The 17,570-nt window shown below is 66.8% G+C and carries 19 protein-coding genes; 12 read left to right on the plus strand and 7 right to left on the minus strand.

Annotation, left to right across the window (positions count from 1 at the left end; translation table 11 throughout):
• Positions 1–141 precede the first annotated feature (141 nt).
• The 4 genes from PNO31109_RS12330 to PNO31109_RS12345 form a co-directional block, all read right to left on the minus strand.
• Positions 142–360 carry an RNA-binding S4 domain-containing protein gene (locus PNO31109_RS12330; RefSeq protein ID WP_150555795.1) on the minus strand — a complete coding sequence of 73 codons (219 nt, stop codon included), beginning with the start codon at positions 358–360 and terminating at the stop codon, positions 142–144.
• A gap of 106 nt (positions 361–466) precedes the next feature.
• Entirely contained in the window at positions 467–1,048 is a 582-nt protein-coding gene (locus PNO31109_RS12335) for a TMEM175 family protein (RefSeq protein WP_150555796.1), read from the minus strand.
• 36 nt (positions 1,049–1,084) lie between these two features.
• Positions 1,085–2,128 (minus strand): GGDEF domain-containing protein, encoded by a 1,044-nt coding sequence (locus PNO31109_RS12340; protein ID WP_150555797.1) that lies wholly within the window; start codon positions 2,126–2,128, stop codon positions 1,085–1,087.
• A gap of 299 nt (positions 2,129–2,427) precedes the next feature.
• Positions 2,428–2,994 carry a flavin reductase family protein gene (locus tag PNO31109_RS12345; RefSeq protein ID WP_150555798.1) on the minus strand — a complete coding sequence of 189 codons (567 nt, stop codon included), beginning with the start codon at positions 2,992–2,994 and terminating at the stop codon, positions 2,428–2,430.
• A gap of 509 nt (positions 2,995–3,503) precedes the next feature.
• On the opposite strand from PNO31109_RS12345, the gene PNO31109_RS12350 reads away from it, so the two are divergent.
• Entirely contained in the window at positions 3,504–4,142 is a 639-nt protein-coding gene (locus tag PNO31109_RS12350) for a glutathione S-transferase family protein (RefSeq protein WP_150555799.1), read from the plus strand.
• 72 nt (positions 4,143–4,214) lie between these two features.
• Here the strand turns inward: PNO31109_RS12350 and PNO31109_RS12355 are convergent, their stop codons facing one another.
• Together PNO31109_RS12355 and PNO31109_RS12360 are read right to left on the minus strand one after the other, a co-directional pair.
• Positions 4,215–4,691, minus strand: coding sequence for an OsmC family protein (locus PNO31109_RS12355; protein WP_150555800.1), 477 nt, complete (start codon positions 4,689–4,691; stop codon positions 4,215–4,217).
• A gap of 208 nt (positions 4,692–4,899) precedes the next feature.
• On the minus strand, positions 4,900–5,760 hold the full coding sequence (locus tag PNO31109_RS12360; protein WP_150555801.1) for an IclR family transcriptional regulator: 861 nt from the start codon (positions 5,758–5,760) through the stop codon (positions 4,900–4,902).
• A gap of 295 nt (positions 5,761–6,055) precedes the next feature.
• On the opposite strand from PNO31109_RS12360, the gene PNO31109_RS12365 reads away from it, so the two are divergent.
• From PNO31109_RS12365 to PNO31109_RS12410, 10 genes are all read left to right on the plus strand, one after another.
• Positions 6,056–7,165, plus strand: coding sequence for an ABC transporter ATP-binding protein (locus PNO31109_RS12365; RefSeq protein WP_150555802.1), 1,110 nt, complete (start codon positions 6,056–6,058; stop codon positions 7,163–7,165).
• Positions 7,158–8,072 carry an ABC transporter permease gene (locus tag PNO31109_RS12370; protein WP_150555803.1) on the plus strand — a complete coding sequence of 305 codons (915 nt, stop codon included), beginning with the start codon at positions 7,158–7,160 and terminating at the stop codon, positions 8,070–8,072. Before PNO31109_RS12365 ends, PNO31109_RS12370 begins: the two co-directional genes overlap by 8 nt.
• A 48-nt stretch (positions 8,073–8,120) precedes the next feature.
• Entirely contained in the window at positions 8,121–8,915 is a 795-nt protein-coding gene (locus PNO31109_RS12375) for an ABC transporter permease (RefSeq protein WP_150555804.1), read from the plus strand.
• Between the two features lie 24 nt (positions 8,916–8,939).
• Positions 8,940–9,401: a (2Fe-2S)-binding protein gene (locus tag PNO31109_RS12380; RefSeq protein WP_150555805.1), complete on the plus strand. Its 462-nt coding sequence runs from the start codon at positions 8,940–8,942 to the stop codon at positions 9,399–9,401.
• Entirely contained in the window at positions 9,394–10,899 is a 1,506-nt protein-coding gene (locus PNO31109_RS12385; protein ID WP_150555806.1) for an NAD(P)/FAD-dependent oxidoreductase, read from the plus strand. The genes PNO31109_RS12380 and PNO31109_RS12385 overlap by 8 nt, the downstream gene beginning before the upstream one ends.
• Entirely contained in the window at positions 10,892–12,028 is a 1,137-nt protein-coding gene (locus tag PNO31109_RS12390; protein ID WP_150555807.1) for an NAD(P)/FAD-dependent oxidoreductase, read from the plus strand. Before PNO31109_RS12385 ends, PNO31109_RS12390 begins: the two co-directional genes overlap by 8 nt.
• A 79-nt stretch (positions 12,029–12,107) precedes the next feature.
• The gene (locus PNO31109_RS12395; RefSeq protein ID WP_150555808.1) at positions 12,108–13,154 is read left to right on the plus strand and encodes an ABC transporter substrate-binding protein; all 1,047 of its coding nucleotides are present in this window, start codon (positions 12,108–12,110) and stop codon (positions 13,152–13,154) included.
• Between the two features lie 195 nt (positions 13,155–13,349).
• Positions 13,350–14,099 (plus strand): YoaK family protein, encoded by a 750-nt coding sequence (locus PNO31109_RS12400; protein WP_150555809.1) that lies wholly within the window; start codon positions 13,350–13,352, stop codon positions 14,097–14,099.
• Positions 14,100–14,169: 70 nt separating this feature from the next.
• On the plus strand, positions 14,170–15,732 hold the full coding sequence (locus PNO31109_RS12405) for a GGDEF domain-containing protein (RefSeq protein ID WP_150555810.1): 1,563 nt from the start codon (positions 14,170–14,172) through the stop codon (positions 15,730–15,732).
• Positions 15,733–15,908: 176 nt separating this feature from the next.
• Positions 15,909–16,280, plus strand: a complete 372-nt coding sequence (locus PNO31109_RS12410; RefSeq protein WP_150555811.1) for a hypothetical protein — start codon at positions 15,909–15,911, stop codon at positions 16,278–16,280.
• Between the two features lie 132 nt (positions 16,281–16,412).
• On the opposite strand, the gene PNO31109_RS12415 is transcribed toward PNO31109_RS12410, so the two are convergent.
• The gene (locus tag PNO31109_RS12415) at positions 16,413–16,658 is read right to left on the minus strand and encodes a hypothetical protein (protein ID WP_150555812.1); all 246 of its coding nucleotides are present in this window, start codon (positions 16,656–16,658) and stop codon (positions 16,413–16,415) included.
• Between the two features lie 286 nt (positions 16,659–16,944).
• Between PNO31109_RS12415 and PNO31109_RS21935 the strand changes: the two genes are divergently transcribed.
• Positions 16,945–17,094: a hypothetical protein gene (locus PNO31109_RS21935; protein WP_174966369.1), complete on the plus strand. Its 150-nt coding sequence runs from the start codon at positions 16,945–16,947 to the stop codon at positions 17,092–17,094.
• Positions 17,095–17,570: the final 476 nt, after the last annotated feature.

Below are 17,570 nucleotides of genomic sequence, written 5' to 3' on the forward strand. Positions count from 1 at the left end.
ACGCCAAAAACGCTTTCAAGTATAGCGGCCCGCGCGGGCGGGCTCACATGGGGCAAACCGGGAGGGCGCCGTGGCGCAGCGCCTTGGCGCCGGTCCGGCGCGCCTCGGACGGAGTATTTGCGCTGCTGCCGCCGCGCCGGCTCAGGCCGCCTTGACGCGAATGCGCACGTCGTCGACCGCCACGGTCTGGCCTGCGCGGATTTTGCAGGTCTTGCGGGTCTCGGTCCGGCCGTCCACGCTCACCGCGCCGCTGGCCACGAGAGCCTTGCCTGCGCCGCCGGAGTCCACGAGCCCGCAGAGCTTGAGCAGGTCGTTCAGGGCGATGAATTCGCCGTTCAGTTCGAAAGTGACGTTTTGCATGATGGTGCGGATACTACGTAAAAACCCGATGCCCGTCGACTGCCGCCCCACGATGCCCCACGACGCGCATGGTATGCCCACGGACCCGCCGGCATTTCCGGCCGTCTCACCGCTCGAGCACATGCTCGATGCGGCGATCCGGAATCAGCCAGACGGCGGCGACAAGCGCGTAGAGCGCGAGCGAGATCTCGGGCACCACGAACGCCAGCCCGATCGCCACCGCATACACCACCACGGAGAGCTTGCCCTTGATGTCGCGCCCGAGCGCGGCGGCGAGCTTCGCGTTGGCGTTCTCGCCATGCACGGCGAGCAGCGCGCGCGTGAGGATGTAGTACGCCACGGCGGCCATGAACAGCACCACGCCGTAGAGCGCCGTCGGCCAGGCGGTGAAGTGATTCTCCCCCAGCCAGTGCGTGACGAACGGCACGAGCGAGAGCCAGAACAGCAGATGCAGGTTCGCCCACAGCACGCCGCCCGAGACGCGTTGCACCACATGCAGAAGATGGTGATGGTTGTTCCAGTACAGCCCCACGTAGATGTAGCTGAGGATATACGTGAGGAAGGTTGGCGCCACCGGCAGAAGATCGGCCAGATCGCTGCCGTGCGGCGCCTTCATTTCCAGCACCATGATCGTGATGATGATGGCAATCACGCCATCGCTGAACGCTTCCAGTCGGTTCTTGCCCATAGTCGGTATTCGTCGGCGTCTCGATGGTTGTCGATGTTACAGCGCCGCAACGCGATTGCGGCCGGCCTGTTTGGCGGCGTACAGCGCGCGGTCGGCGCGTTGCAGGACGCTGCCGAAATCGGCGTCGTCGGGCGCGAGGCTTCCCACGCCGATGCTCGCGGTAAAGCGCACCGGCCCGTGGGAGCCGGGCACGCTGGCGTTTCCGATGGCCGCCAGCACTCGCTCGGCCGCCTGCACGGCGCGAGGCGCGTCGGCTTCGGGCAGCAGCACCGCGAATTCCTCGCCGCCCAGGCGACCGATCGTCGTGCCCTTGCGCAGCGTGGCGCGCAGCACCAGCGTCAGTTCCACGATGACGCGATCGCCGGTGGCATGGCCCCACGTGTCGTTGACCGTCTTGAAGTGATCGATGTCGAGCATCAGCACGGACAGGCGCTGCCGCGGCGCACGCGAGGCGGCAAAGCGCTGTTCGGCCTGCATGAGAAACGCACGGCGATTGAGCACCCCGGTGAGAGCGTCGCGCATGGCCATGTCGCCGAGCACTTGGTTCGCGCGGCGCAGTTCGAGCGCGTCCACCACGAGCGCCGACAGATCGGCGAGCAGGGCGCGCTTTTCATCGTCGAGCGTGCGCGCGCGGCGGTCGATCACGCACAGCGTGCCCAGCCGGTGCCCTTCGGGCGTGCGCAGCGGCGCGCCGGCGTAGAAGCGGATGTTGGGCTCGCCGGTGACGAGTGGATTGTCGGCGAAGCGCCGATCGGCGCGCGCGTCGGGCACCACGAGCACCTCGTCGCCGAGAATGGCGTGTGCGCAGAACGCCATCGAGCGCGGCGTCTGCGCAGCGTCGAGGCCCTGCCGCGCCTTGAACCACTGGCGGGTTTCGTCGATCAGCGAAATGAGCGAGATGGGCGCGCCGACCACATACGAGGCGAGACGCACGATGCGCTCGAAGGCCGGCTCGGGCGCGGTGTCGAGAATTTCGTAGCGGCGCAGCGCGGCGAGGCGGGCCGCCTCTTCGTCCGGGGATGCGCCGTAGAGGTGTGCGGCGGGCGCGGCGTTCGGAGATGCGGCGGCGGATGCGGTCATGTCGCGACGGATGGGCGAGGCCGGGCGGGTAGGCGACGGCAGTGCCGCCGACAGCGACCCGGACGGCGCGCCCGGCAGCTGGACGGCGCACGCGCACGGGGTGGCTGGCGCGGACGGTTTCGAGGCTAAGGCCGAGGGCGCCGGCGGCGTTGACGCACTGGCCGGCCCCCGATCGGGAACGGCGTCAATTCTGCCGTGCCGTCCGTCGCTTGGCAATTGCAATGGTGTGCCGGCGCTCATGCGCCACAACACGCGCGCCGCAGATGCCGGAGATGGCGGGGATGCGCCGGGCCCGTGACTCATGCCCTGACTTCGAATGCGGCGCCGGTCTCGAAGAAGTTGCCGCCGGCGATGTAGTGAAGACTGCGCGGCACGCCCGGTTCGAATTGCCAGCGCCCGTCGCGAAACGCGCGCGGGTCGGCCCATGCTGCCACGACTTCGCCGAGGAACAGATCGTAGCGGTCCTGGTTGTGCGGCTCGGGAATCACACGGCATTCGAGCCACGCGAGACAGCCCTCGATGAGCGGCGCGCCGATGCGCGAGCCTTCGAACGCCTTCACGCCGGTGTCCGGCGCGAACTTGTCCACGTCGTGCCCCGAGACCGAGCCGACGGCGAGCGTCTCGCGCGCAATCGCGCGCGCCGGAACATTGAGCGAGAACTCGCCCGACGCTTCGACGAGCTCGCGCGTGAGCGTATTGCGATCGATCACCACGGCGACCTTCGGCGGCGAGAAATCGAGCGGCATCGACCAGGCGGCGGCCATGACGTTGCGGCGCCCGTCGTGGGCGCTGCCCACGAGCACGGTCGGGCCGTGGTTGAGCAATCGGTAGGCTTTGGGCAATTCGACAGGCAGGCGTTCGGTCATGTCAGGCACTCGGAGAACGTAGCGTGATGGAAGCGATGCCGTCGCTCGGCCGTTCGGCGTCGAGCGCGATGGCGGGCGATTCATCATAGCGCGGCTTGCGTCGTTTTGAGGGTCGCGCCGCTCGCGCATGGCTGCCGATTTCCGGTAATGCCCCGTCAAGCGGGACGCGGCGGGGACCATGGCGCGTCGAGGCGCCTTCGTATGTGCGAGTGCAGGACGCCGCATGATCACCCGTGCCTGGAGGCGTCGAAAAAGGCGGCCCGCAGGGTGAGCCGCGGGCCGTACAAACGGCACGGTGCGGGGAGCGCGTGCCGGATCAGATGTGCGCGAAGTATTCCATGGCTTCGTCCCAGTCCGGTCCCCATCGCCGCGATGTGCGCGCACCGGGCAGACGGTTCGCCGTTCGCTTGAAGTAACATTGCGCTCATGCGACAGCCACGACGGCCGCCACATCCGGCAGCGCATGCCGGGCCCCACAGGCGCCGCCAACCCGGGACTGGAGACAACTCATGACGACCGATCGACGCATCACGTTCTATCACGCGCCCAACACCCGCTCGTCGGGCGTATTGGTACTGCTCGACGAGCTCCAGGCCGAGCACGATCTGCATCTGCTGCGCTTTGCCACCGGCGAGCAGCGCGGCTCGGAGTATCTCGAGATCAATCCGATGGGCAAGGTGCCCGCGATTCGTCACGGCGACGCCGTCATCACCGAGCAAGCCGCGGTCTACATGTATCTGGCCGAGCTGTATCCGGAGAAGGGGCTCTCGCCGGCGCCGGGCGATCCCAGGCGCGGGCCGTATCTGCGCTGGATGGTGTACTACGGCTCGTGTGTCGAGCCGGCCGTGGTCGACAGGTCGCTCGGGCGCGAGGGCGCCGAGCGCTCGCGTTCACCGTATGGCGATTACGATTCGGTCATGTGGACGCTGGAGCGGCACCTGTCGCAGGAGGCCGGGCCGTGGTGGCTCGGCGAGTCGTTTACCGCGGCCGACGCCCTGTGGGGCAACGCGATGCACTTTCTCACGCAGTTCAGACTCGTGCCGGAAACGCCGGCGGTGAAGGGGTACGTCGAGCGCTTTCGCGCGCGCGATTCGTTCGTGCGCGCGCAGCAGCGCGACGCGGAGCTGGCCAGGCGTCTGGCAGCGTGAGTCAGCGCGCTACGGCGAGTGGTCGCCGACCGGAATCCTCACACCCGCTCGCGGCTTGCCGCCGGCGAAGGCTCACACCTCGATCGTGTCGACGACCGGCTCGCACTCGATCGGAAAATTGACCGAGTTCGCAACGTAGCACTTCTCGTGTGCCTTGTGATGGAGCGCTTCGGCAAGCGCCACGTCGCCGCCTGCGCGAATGCTTACGTGCGGATGCAGGACGATCTTCGTGAAGCGGCCCCCGGCGGCCGTGTCGAGCATGGTGCCGACGGCCTCGTCGCGATAGCGTTCCACGACGATGCCTGCGTCCGAGCATAGATGCAGGTACCAGAGCTTGTGGCATGCGCTCGCGGAGGCGACCAGCAGGTCTTCCGGATTCCAGCGCGACGCGTCGCCGCGAAACGCCGGATCGGCCGAGCCGGGAATGGACGGTTTGCCGCAGGCGCGAATTTCGTGATTGCGCCCGTATGCGCGGTAGCCCGACGTGCCGCTGCCTTCGTTGCCGGTCCACTCGACGTCGATCCGGTACTCGTGTTCGCCTGATGCCATGAATCGTCTCCGCAAAGGGGGGGCGCGAGCCCGCTGAGATGCATTGAGGTGCATTGAGGCGCGCGCCTGAGGTGTCTGAAGCGCCTGAAGCGCCTGAAGCGGGAAGCGGGAAGGGCATTCGCCGCTGGGCCCGCCGCGTATTCTCGCAGCACCGCGCGCGGGTCGCTCGCCATTTTCGGCTGTCATTACGTCATTGCGCCGGATCGCGTCAGGCGAGCGGTTCGGTCGTGAGCGCGCGCGTGAGGCCATGCATCGGGCGGCGCATGGCAACGTCGAACGGGTTGGTCTGCGGCCCGATCAGCTCCGCCTGCCGACGCAGCAATTCCACCACCATCGGCAGCCGGTCCGGCGTGAGCCGCGCCGCGAGCGTGCCTACGCTCAGGGCGGCGAGCGCATGCCCCGTGCGGTCGAAAATCGGCACGGCCACGCCGGCCATGCCCTCGAGCACGCCGCTGTTGCTGCCTGCATAACCGAGTTGCCGCACACGCTCGATCTCCGTGCGCAGGTACACCTCGTCGAGCACGCCGTAGCCCCGCAGGCGCGGCACATTGAAGCGAATGATCTCCTCTCGCTCGGCTTCCGGCAGGAACGCCAGGATTGCAAGGCTGCCCTGGCCGACGCCAAGCGCCACGCGCCCGCCGATGTCGCCGGTAAACGAGCGGATCGGGAAGGGGCCTTCGCACATGTCGAGGCACACGGCGTCGAAGCTGCTGCGCACCAGCAGGAAAATCGTGTCGCCCAGGCTCGCGCACAGGCGCAGCAAGGAGGGGCGGCACAGCGTGCGCATGCCGCTCGGATTGCCGGCCTGCGCGGCCATGGCAAAGAACTCGACGCTCAGGCGGTAGCGTTTCGTCGTCTCGTCCTGCTCCACGACCTGTTCCGCCATGAGCGCGTGGAGGATGCGGTGTACCGTGGCCTGGCTCAGCCCCACCGCCTTGGCGATGTGCGTGACGCGTTCGCCTTCGGGTTTGGCGGCGCCCAGCGCCCGGATGACGGCAAAGGTGCGCTGCAGAATGCCCGCCCCTGCGGCGTCCGAAGTCGCCGCGCGGGAAGAATCGGAGGTGTTCATTGTTGTCTCTAATATTCCGTCAAACGAAATACTAGCGTAAGCCGGTGATGCTTGAAAACCGCCGTGATGACGAGCAATGCGGGAAAACATCCAGTATTTGCTAGTGGTTAGGGATTATCCCGAGACGGTGGCGCGAAATGAAATCACCGGGTCGGTCGCGATATGTTCCGCCAAAAGAAATAATCGGAACATTTATCTCGTTACATGGAATCCTTGTCTTGCGGCGCGCAATTTGGCTGGCTACTGTTCGTGCAATTGCATTGGTTGCGGTGCGCAGGCGCCCGAAGGTAGCGACATGTCTTTTCTGACTTTGACGGATGTTTCCAAGACGTTCGGCGACTTGCACGCCGTCTCCAACGTCAATCTTTCGGTGGAGAAGGGGGAGTTCGTCTCGCTGCTCGGCCCGTCGGGCTGTGGCAAGACGACGACCCTGCAGATGATCGCGGGGTTCGTCGAGACCACCACGGGCCGCATTACGCTCGACGGACGCGACATCACGCACATGCGGCCCAACAAGCGTGGTCTGGGCATCGTGTTCCAGAGCTACGCGCTGTTCCCGCACATGACGGTCGCCGATAACGTCGGCTTTGGTCTGGAGATGCGCGGCGTGCAGAAGTCCGAGCGGCAGGATCGCATTCGCGAGGCGCTCGCGCTCGTGCGGCTCGACAAGCTCGGCCATCGCTTTCCGCGCGAGCTCTCTGGCGGCCAGCGTCAGCGCGTGGCGATCGCGCGCGCGGTCGTGATCGCGCCGCCCGTGCTGCTGCTCGACGAGCCGATGTCCAACCTCGACGCGAAGCTGCGCGAGGACATGCAGTTCGAGCTGCGCGCCATCCAGCGCAAGATCGGCACGACCACGATCATGGTCACGCATGACCAGTCCGAAGCGCTCTCGATCAGCGATCGCGTCGTGGTCATGGAGGCCGGGCGCATCACCCAGGTCGATACGCCGTACCGCGCCTACGAGCGCCCCGAGACGGCATTCGTCTCGCAGTTCATCGGCAAGGCCAATATGCTGTCCGGCCGTGTGGCCGCGCGCGACGGCGACCATCTGCACGTCGAATTCGGCTCGCAGCGCGCGCAGCTCACGCAGCGTGCGAGGCTCGCCGATCTTTCGGCGCATGAGCGCAACGCCGCCGTGGGCGATGCCATCACGCTGTGCCTGCGTCCGGAGAAGGTGCGCCTGTGCGAGCCCTCGGCAGGGCGCGTGCCGGCCACCGTCACGAGCCGCTTTTTCCTCGGCAGCCAGTGGCTGTACCGCGTGGACAGCGCGCTGGGCGAAGTGCTCGTGTGCTGCCAGAACGAGGGCGGCGAGCCGCTGAGCGAAGGCGCGTCGGTCGGCCTCGACTGGCAGCCCGAAGCCGTGCGCTTCATTTGGCCGAACGCCGGGGAGCGCGCGCATGGCTGAGACACTGCCAGTGAGCGCCGCCGACAACGCGCGCCGCACCCCGGACACCCGCGCCCCGTGGCACGCGTATCTCCCGATGTGGCTCATGAGCGCGCCGGCCATGCTGCTGTTCGTGGCGCTGGTGCTCATTCCGCTGCTCATGACGCTCGCGCTCACGTTCTACCAGTTCGATCCTGCGAGCGGCCCGATCGCGGCCTTCCAGTTCGGCAACTACAGGGAAGTGCTGTTCGATGCGTATTTCCACACGATCTTTGTACGCACTTTCGGCATCTCGCTCACGGTCACGGCGGTGTGCGCGGTGGTGGGAACGTTCGAGGCCTATGTCCTCTCGCGCATGGGCGACCCATGGCGCTCGCTGTTCCTGCTGGTGATTCTCTCCCCGCTGCTCGTGTCCATCGTCGTGCGCGCGTTCGGCTGGAGCATGCTGCTGAGCTCGGGCGGCCTGATCAATCAGGCCTTCGCGCTCGCCGGCATGGGGCCGTACAAGATGGAGTACACGAACTTCGCCATCGTCGTGGCGCTCGTGCATGTGATGCTGCCGTTCATGGTCATTCCGGTGTGGACGACGCTGCAGCGGCTCGATCCGCAGACCGAGAACGCCGCGCTGTCGCTCATGGCCTCGCCGGCGACCACGCTGCGCCGCATCGTGTTGCCGCAGCTCGTGCCCGGGATTCTGTCTGGCAGCCTGATGGTGTTCGGGCTGTCGGCAAGCGCCTTCGCGATTCCGAGCCTGCTCGGTGGGCGTCGTCTGAAGGTCGCGGCCACAGCCGTCTACGACCAGTTCCTAAGTTCGCTGAACTGGCCGCTGGGCGCGACCATCGCCGTGCTGCTGCTCATCGCAAACCTGATCGTGATGCTGACGTACTACCGCCTGCTCGAGCGCCGCTATTCGCGCAGCATGGGGTAAGGCCGGCCGTCGCTCACCGTACTCACTGCACCGCACCGAATCGCCATCATGCGTAAAAACAGTCCTCTGGCGCTCGCGTTTCACTCGCTCGTCATTCTCTTCGTCCTCGCGCCGATGATCATCGTGGTGCTGGTCGCGTTCACGCCGGAGCAGACGCTCTCGCTGCCCACGCGCGGCCTGTCGCTGCGCTGGTTTCGCGCGATTCTCGACTTCCCGGATTTCATTGCCTCGTTCTTCACCAGCGTGAAGCTCGCGTTCCTGTCGGCCACGCTCTCGCTCGCGATCGCGCTGCCCGCGGCGCTCGCCATTGGCCGGGCGCGCTTTCCGGGGCGCGACTTCCTCAACGCTTTGCTGCTCTCGCCGCTGGTCATTCCCGGGCTGGTGCTCGGCATTGCACTACTGCGCTTTTTCGCCATGCTGGGCGTGACCGGCTCGTTCGGTGCGCTGATCTTCGCGCACATGATCGTGGTGACGCCGTTCATCATGCGGCTCGTGCTCGCGTCGATCAGCGGGCTCGATCGCAGCGTCGAACACGCGGCGGCCTCGCTGGGTGCGGGCGCCTGGACCACCTTCCGGCGCGTGACCATGCCGATGATCCTGCCGGGCATCACCGGCGGGTGGCTGCTTGCCTTCATCAACAGCTTCGACGAACTCACGATGTCGGTCTTCATCACGTCGCCGCAAACGGTCACGCTGCCCGTGCGCATGTACATGTACGCGACCGAATCGATCGACCCGATGATGGCGTCCGTCTCGGCGCTGGTCATCGCCATCACGCTCGGCGCGATGCTGCTGCTCGACCGTGTCTACGGGCTGAACCGCATTCTCATCGGCCAGCACTGATCGCGCGCGCAAAGAAAGATACTCATGTCACGCCTTACCCGAACCCCGCAAGATCCGAGCGCGCAGGGGCGTCCGCAACTGGCGCGTCTGGCGGAAACCTCACGGGCGCCTCTCACGTTTTATCTCGACGGCGTGCCGGTGCAGGCGCTCGCGGGCGACACGCTGCTCACGGCCATTCTCACGCACCAGCGCCACGTGCGCGTGAGCGAGTTCAGCGGGGCGCCGCGCGCCGGTTTTTGCCTGATCGGCGCATGCCAGGACTGCTGGGTGCGCTGCGAGTCTGCGCCGATGCCGGGCGGCCAGGCGCAGCTCGCGCGTTTGCGCGCCTGCTCGACGCTCGTGCAACCCGGCATGCGGATCGTGACGCAAGCTGCCGAGACGGCCCCATCCGCAGGACCTGCCGAATCCACCGCAGCGGCCGGACCGGACGCGTTCGTCGACGCCTCGACACCAGCCACGCCGACGCCGGGAGCGCCGCATGCCTGAGCGTAACGAGATCGTGATCGTGGGGGCGGGACCGGCCGGCGTGCGCGCGGCGCAGACGCTCGTCGCGGCGGGCCTGCGGCCCGTCGTGCTCGACGAGAACGCGCGCTGGGGCGGGCAGATCTATCGCCAGCCCCCGGCCGACGCCGGCTTCGCACGTAGCAAGCGGACGCTGTACGGCTTCGAAGCGGGCAAGGCCGAGGCGCTGCACGCCACGATGGCGGCGTTGCTGCCCAAACTCGACTACCGGCCCGACACGCTCGTATGGGCGTGCGACGCGCCGCAGACACCGGACGCCGCGCACGCGAGCCATGCCGCTGATGCGGACGCGGCTCACGCGGCCGCGGCGCGCGGCGCGCCACGGCGCCTTCACACGATGCACGCCGGCCGCGAGATCGCGGTGCCCTATACGCATCTGATCATCGCCAGCGGCGCGACCGATCGCGTGCTGCCGCTGCCGGGCTGGACGCTGCCGGGCGTGTACACGCTGGGGGGTGCGCAGGTGGCGCTCAAGGCGCAAGGCTGTGCGATCGGCGAGCGCGTGGTCTTCGCGGGCACCGGCCCGCTGCTCTATCTGGTGGCCTACCAATATGCGAAGGCCGGCGCGCAGGTGGCCGCCGTGCTCGACACCAGCGCGTTCGCGAGCCAGGCGAAAGCCGCGCCGCGCTTGCTCAGCCAGCCAGCCACGCTTGCCAAGGGCCTCTATTACGTCGGCTGGCTGCGCGCGCATGGCGTGCGCATCGAGCAGGGCGTGACGCTCGACGGCATGGAGGGCACTGCCGGCGTTCGCGCGATCCGCTGGCGGCGCGCCGGCCGCGCACATACCCTCGAATGCAGCGCGGTCGGTCTGGGCTTCGGATTGCGTCCCGAGACGCAACTGGCCGATCTCGCGGGCTGCCGTTTCATTTTCGACGATCTGAACCGTTGCTGGCTGCCCGAGCGCGATGCGGCAGGGCGCAGTTCGCAGCCGGGCGTGTATCTGGCCGGCGACGGCGCCGGCATTGCTGGCGCGGACGCCGCGGAACTCGCCGGCCGCCGCGTCGCCCTCGCGCTGCTCGAAGACCTGGGTATCGCCGCGCCGGCGCTCTCCGGGCAGCCCGACGCCGCGCGCATCGCGCAGAAGCTGGCGAGCATTCGACGCTTTCGCGAAGGCATCGAACAGGCGTTCGCGCTGCCGCAAGCGCCGGCCGCACACTGGCCCGACGACATGCTCGTGTGCCGTTGCGAGGAGATCGACGCCCGCACGGTGCGCGAATGCGTGCGGCTCGACGGCGTGACCGAAATCAACCGTCTGAAGGCGCTCACGCGCGTCGGCATGGGGCGTTGCCAGGGCCGCATGTGCGCCGAGGCGGCGTGCCATCTGCTTGCCGATGCGAGCGCTCAGACGCTGGCCCAGGTGGGCCGGCTGCGTGCGCAAGCCCCGATCAAGCCCATTCCGATTGCCCCGATGCTGTTCGACGAGAACGTTGCGGCCATTCCCGAGGAGGCCCGCGATGAGTGATGGGCTGCATTTCGACGTGGTCGTCGCCGGCGGCGGGCTGGTCGGCGCCTCGGCCGCACGCGCGCTGGCCGAGCGGGGGCTGCGCGTGGCGCTGTTCGAGCGCCGCTACTGCGGCGCGCAGGCAAGCGGCGTGAATTACGGCGGCGTGCGCTGCCAGGGCCGTCCCGAAGAGCAGTTGCCGCTCGCGATGCGGGCGCGGCGTCTGTGGGACCGTCTGCCCGAACTGATCGGCATCGATGGCGAATTCGTGCGCTCGGGACACCTGCGCCTTGCGCGCCGCGAGAGCGATCTCGAGCCGCTCGACGCCTGGTCCGAGATGGCCGGCCGGCACGGTCTGGTCACGACGGTCCTGCGCGGCAGGGCGTTTCGCCAGCGTTTTCCGTGGATTGGCGAGGGCGCCGTCGGCGGTTCGCTGTGCATGAGCGACGGGCATGCCAACCCGCGTCTGGTCTCGCCGGCATTCGCGCGTGCCGCGCGCGGTCTCGGCGCACAAGTCTACGAACGCACGCCGATCACGGCGGTGGCGCACGACGGCGTGCGCTTCCAGGTGAGCGCACAGCCGGCGCAGGGCGACGCACTGCACGTGAGCGCCGACTGGCTGCTCAACACGTCCGGCGCGTGGGCCAATCATATCGCGGGCGCCTTCGGCGAACGTGTGCCGATGCACGCCATTTATCCGAACATGTGGGTGACCGAGCCGCTGCCGAAGTTCATCGGCCACAACCTGGGCGTGTATGGCGGCGGCGTGTATGCGCGCCAGGTCGAGCGCGGCAACTGCGTGATCGGCGGCGGGCGTGGCACGGGCAACGGCGAATACGCGCAGCCCTCGGCCGACACCACGCGCGCGGTCATGCGAGAGGCATGTGCGTTGTTGCCCGCGTTGCGCAATGCGCTGCTCATTCGCACGTGGAGCGGCGTGGAGGGCGAGACGCCCGACAACAATCCGGTCATCGGCATGAGCCGCACCACGCCCCGGCTCGTGCATGCGTTCGGCTTCTCGGGCGGGGGCTTTCTGCTCGCACCGGGCGTGGGCGAAGTGCTCGCCGATCTCGTGACGCACGGCGAGACGGCTACGCCGATCGACGCGTTCGCCATCGACCGTTTTGCCATGGCGGCGGCGCCCGCCTGATTGGCCGACGCCGTCCGCACGGTCCCTGTTCGTCACAACACCTCATTCCTTACACACTGCAAACGCAAGGAGAACCACGATGAAGCTATCCCGAAAGGTCGTCATGTGCGCTGCGGCGCTGGCACTGGGCGCGAGCAGCGCGGCCTGGTCGCAGTCGAAGACGCTCTACATCGGCATGAACGGCGGCCCGATGGAGAAGGCCTACACGAGCCAGGTCTTCCCCGAGTTCGAGAAGGCCAACAACGTGAAGGTCGTGGTGGTGCCGGGCACGTCGTCGGACGTGCTGGCCAAGCTGCTCGCCAACCGCAACAGTCCGCAGATGCATGTCGTGTTTCTCGATGACGGCGTGATGGCCCGCGCGATCAGCATGGGCGTGTGCCAGAAGCTGGACGACTCGCCCGTGCTCAAGGAGCTCTATCCGTTCGCGCGCGTGAAGGACGACATGGGCGCCGGCGTGCAGCTCGGCATGACGGGCATTGGCTACAACACGAAGATCTTCAAGGAGAAAGGCTGGGCCGCGCCGACGTCGTGGACCGATTTCGCCGACCCGAAGTTCAAGGGCAAGGTCGTGTTCCAGTCCGCGTCGAGCAGCACGTTCGGGTTGCACGGCTTTCTCGCGCTGAACCGCATCTGGGGCGGCAGCGAATCGAACGTGGAGCCGGGCTTCACGAAGTGGGCGAGTACGGTCGGGCCGAACGTCGTCGAGTACATCCCCAACTCGGCCAAGCTCTCCGAGATGATCCAGACCGGCGAGGCGGCCATCTTCCCGCTCACCCCGACGGCGGTGAGCGACCTGCAGGACAAGGGCATTCCGGTGGCCTATGTCGCCCCGAAGGAAGGCGCGGTGCAGTTGCTCGTCGACCTGTGCGTGGTGAAGAACAGCCCGGACAACGCGATGGCCCAAAAGCTCGCGCAGTATCTGCTCTCGGCCAGGGGGCAGTCGCTCGCGGCGGCGGCCGGCGCATATATTCCGACGAACACGCAGGCGAGCGTGCCGCCGGCGATGCAAAAGCGGCTGGGCAAGATCGACGATCTCGTCAAGAACATCAAGACGGTGGATTGGGACGCCATCAACCAGCGCCGCGCGCAGTGGGATCAGCGCTGGAACCGTCAGATCGAGCAGTAAGCGTCGCGCTTCGCTCGCGCGCGTCCGGGATATCCGGGCGCCCGAGAACACGTCGGGGGGCGGTCCATCCAGGGGAATCCCGGCGTTTTCGTCGGCGTGGCGCGCGTCATGGGCGCGTCCTGGCGGGCCGGGCATTGCATGGCGTCGACGCGCATTAGAATATCGCCATATGCGAGGCTCGGGGACGCAGGCGCCATGCCGATCAACTATCTACGCGGATTTACTCAGCCGGCGCGCACGGACGCGGCAAACCGGCGTCTGGGCTGCTCGCTGGCCTTCGTGGCAGGGGCGGCCAATGCGGGCGGGTTTCTGGCTGTCGGTCAGTACACGTCGCATATGTCGGGCATCGTGGCGTCGCTCTCGGACAATCTGGCGCTCGGGCAACTGGTGCTGGTGCTTGCCGGCGTCAGCGCGTTGCTGGCGTTCCTGCTCGGAGCGGCAACGTCGTCCGTGCTGATTCATTGGGGGCGCCGCCACCGCACGCACAGCGAGTACGCGGTGCCATTGATGCTCGAGGCGTTGTTGCTGCTGATGTTCGGCGTGATCGGGGCCAATCTGGAAGTGCATCGATGGCTCTACGTGCCCGCGACCGTGGCGCTGCTGTGCTACGTGATGGGGCTGCAGAACGCGATCATCACCAAGATTTCGCGCGCCGAGATTCGAACGACGCATGTGACCGGGCTGGTCACCGACATCGGCATCGAGCTCGGCAAGCTGGGTTACTGGAACCGGACCGGGTCGGCTCATCCCGTGCCGCCCGTGATGGGCGACCGGCAGAAGCTTCGTTTGCTGTGCGCGTTGCTCGGCATGTTCTTTCTGGGCGGGCTGGCCGGTGCGCTGGGTTTCAAGCATGTCGGTTTCATCGTGACGATTCCCCTGGCGATCATGCTCATCATGCTTGCCATCGTGCCGTTGCTCGACGATTTCGCGCGGCATCGTCATTAGGCGCCCCTCAATCGGTGTCGCCATTGGGCATCTCATCAAGTCGTTCGGTCCTTCGGTCGGAGCGTTCACCATGTCCTCACGTCCCGGTGCTGCCGCAGTACGGAAATGGATCACGAACCGGCTGGAAATGCTGTTCGACAAGTTCGACGACTATCCTGCGGCGATCGGCATCGTCGGCACGATCATTGCCGGGGCCATTCTCATTGGCGTGGGCCTGCTGCTGAACGCGGATCGGCAGGCCCGCCGCGTGCATGCGATGGAGCGGGCCGAGAGCGTGGCGTCGGTCGTGGCAACGAGCCTGGGTGGCAACATCGCCGTCTACGACGCGCTGCTCAAGGAGATGGTGCGCGAGGCCGAGGTTCCGGGCATGCCGCTCTTCACCGAACGCATGCGCGACCGGGTGCGTTTCGGTCAGGCGTTGAGCCAGGATTTTCTCGACGATGCCTATGTCGTCGACAGGGAGGGGCGCATAGCCGCGCCACTCCATCCGGTGCACGGCAGGTCGGTGAGCGTGGCCGATCGGGACTACTTCCGCTCGCACGAGACGAGCCCTTCGCTGGGGCTGTACATCTCCCAGCCATATGCGTCGCGAACGCGCGACGGCATGTTGTCGGTAGCGCTCACGCGCCGCATCGCGGCGGTCGATCATTCATTCGCCGGCGTGGCGGTCATTGCGTTGCGGCTCGACCATCTGGGGGCGTTGGTGGCCAACGTCGAGTCCGACGATCTCGAGACCATCGATATCGTCGAAGACAAGGGGACTGTGCTGGCCTGCGAACCCTGCTCGGGTTCACGGCCGGGAGCGCTCGTCAGGCTGCCGGGAGACGCGGCGCGCGAGAGCGATCTCGCCGCGGCGTTGTCGTTTCCTGCGGGGGCGCGTTCGCCGGACTACCGGTCGGTGCGCGTGCCCGGGGCGTCGCTCTACGTCGTGGTGACACCGTCGACCGAGACCGCCATGCGCGGCTGGCGCTGGCATGCGGCCGTGTTTCTGCTGATTGCGGCAGTCTGTGCGGCCACGCTCATGGCGGGATCCTGGCTGTTGGTCGCCGCGGTACGCACGCGGGTGAAGGCGGCGACACGGCTGGCGAACCTGTCGGCCACCGATGGCCTCACGGGATTGAGCAACCGCCGGGCGCTGGACGTCCGTCTCAAGGCGGAGTGGCGGCGTGCACAGCACTCCGGTCGTCCGCTTTCGATCCTGTTTGCCGACATCGATCATTTCAAGCACTTCAACGACACGTACGGTCATTCGGTTGGCGACGACGTGCTGCGCGCGGTGGCGACGAACATCGGCGCCCACACGAGAAGCGACGCCGACATGGCGGCACGCTACGGCGGCGAGGAATTTGCGGTCGTGCTGCCCGACACGGACGCGCAGGGCGCTGCAGCCATGGCGGAGCAGGTGCGTCGCGACGTCGAACGTCTGCATATTGCCCACGTGGGCAGCACGACCGGGGCGGTGACGATAAGCGTTGGCGCGGCCACGGGCACGGCCGGCGAGTGCGACAGCGCCGAGGCGATCCTCAAGGCCGCCGACGAGCAGCTCTTCATTGCCAAGCAAAGCGGTCGCAACCGGATCAGTACGACGGTGCTGGGCGCGGCGGCCAGCGCAGGGCTGCCGCCGACGGGGTAGTCGCCACCGCAAGGCGGGCCGGATGATGACGCGAGCATGGCGGCGATTTGGGAGGGGGGCGTCAACTCGGATTTATGCAGGCGACAATGTGCGTTCGCGCTGCGACAATGCCCGCATGTCGGACAGGATCTGTGGGCTCACGGTCCGGCGCACGATTCCATATGCACGAGGTAACCATGAACTTCAGACAATTCGCCGCAGCCTGCCTGTGTCTTGCCGGGGCCCTGGCGGCCGGTCATGTCCATGCGCAGTCGTACCTGGGCGCGGGAGACCTGGGCAGCATCCGGCAGACGAATCAATCGCCGGCGGTGAGCCCGATGGCGTCGGCGGTGGGCGGCGCGGCGCCCAGCGTGACGGACGCGCAAAGCGCGAGCGCGAGCATCAATCGCGCCGCGAGCGCATGGGCGGCGTCGGACGCCGCGAACGGGACCGCCGGGAACGAGCAGGAGCGGTCCGCCACGGCCCGCGCGCTGGACACACGCAATCTCCAGCATCCGCGCCAGACTCGGTCGTTCGACAGCATTGCGCGGCCGTCGCGACCGGAGTGAGGCATTGAGTCGCCTGAGCACGCAGGCGCCACGGCGTCGGGACATGACCGCGACCGCCTGACGGCGGGTTGCGGCGTGTGCGATGCGACCCCGCCGGCGGCGCTGGAACGGCGTAGTCGCGTGCAGAACAGACTACTCGGCCATTGCCGGGATGGCGCCTTCCTGAAAGAGGACGCGCGGTGCGTCCATCGTTCCCGACTCTTCGTCGACGAGCACTTCGTAAGCGGCGATGCCGGCGAATCCGGATGCCATTGATTGTGCGATGCGCACTGCGCCGAACTCGGTGCTCGCCTGACGCAGTTCACCGGGTTGCAGAAGGCCGTCCTTGTTCTTGCGATAGGGCACGACGATGAACTTGATGGATTTTACGTCGCTCATGGTGGCGTCACTCCCGTTGAGGTTGATGGTCGGGAATGTAGCACGAATACTGTATAAAAACACAGTTATTTTTGAAGATGTCGCTTTCCGGTGAAACCGCGCCATCGCGTAGCGTGCGGTGTCACCGCGCGAACGCGGACTGTTAAGATTGTCCGCAGGCCGGTGACGTCATGGGAACCGGACGATGGAAAAGTGCGCGCAGAGCGAGGCTCGTGGCGTCGCGCATCAGTTTTTGCTTCGGCGCGCCAATTCGACGCGACGAAACCTACACTTCGAGGAGTCCCTCATGCGCGCACTGACCGTGCTGTTGTTGGCGATGACGGTGTTGCTGGCAAGCTGCGCAATCTATGTCCCTGACGACGGACATCGCGGTGGGCGCGGCGGCCCCGGCAACGACTTTTGCCCGCCCGGCCAGGCGAAGAAGGGGAATTGCTGAGCGCGATGCGAGCCGGCGGGATGGCGTTTAGCGTAACTAAGCAATTAAAACGAAAAATGGACCGCCAGGAAGTCGACCGTGCCGATAGGGCATGTTGCTAGGTTGCGATCGCTTGGCATTGTTATGTATAGTCGACGAAAAAATAATAAGCCAAATAATAAACCTATCGGGATGCTAAAAATAAAGTTCAGAGGTGGCAGCGATGCGCCGGCTATTGACTTGTTTTGCTATTGCGTGTATTTCCGGGGCGGCTCAGGCCGGGCCTGACGACGATACAGCGATATGCGGTGGCCAGACTGCCATCGTGGCAACCTGGACTTGCGGTGACGTCGGTAGTGACGAGCTTTGCACGCTATGGGGCGTCGACACTACGCATTCCGGACGGTGGACCGACAAGAGCCTTTTCGTCGTCGAAGGGCCGAAGTCCGCAAAGCGAGTGGCTTATACGGAAGCGTGCCGGGACAATCGCTGTTCCC

The organism is Pandoraea nosoerga (assembly GCF_902459585.1).
Classification (GTDB): Bacteria; Pseudomonadota; Gammaproteobacteria; order Burkholderiales; family Burkholderiaceae; genus Pandoraea; species Pandoraea nosoerga.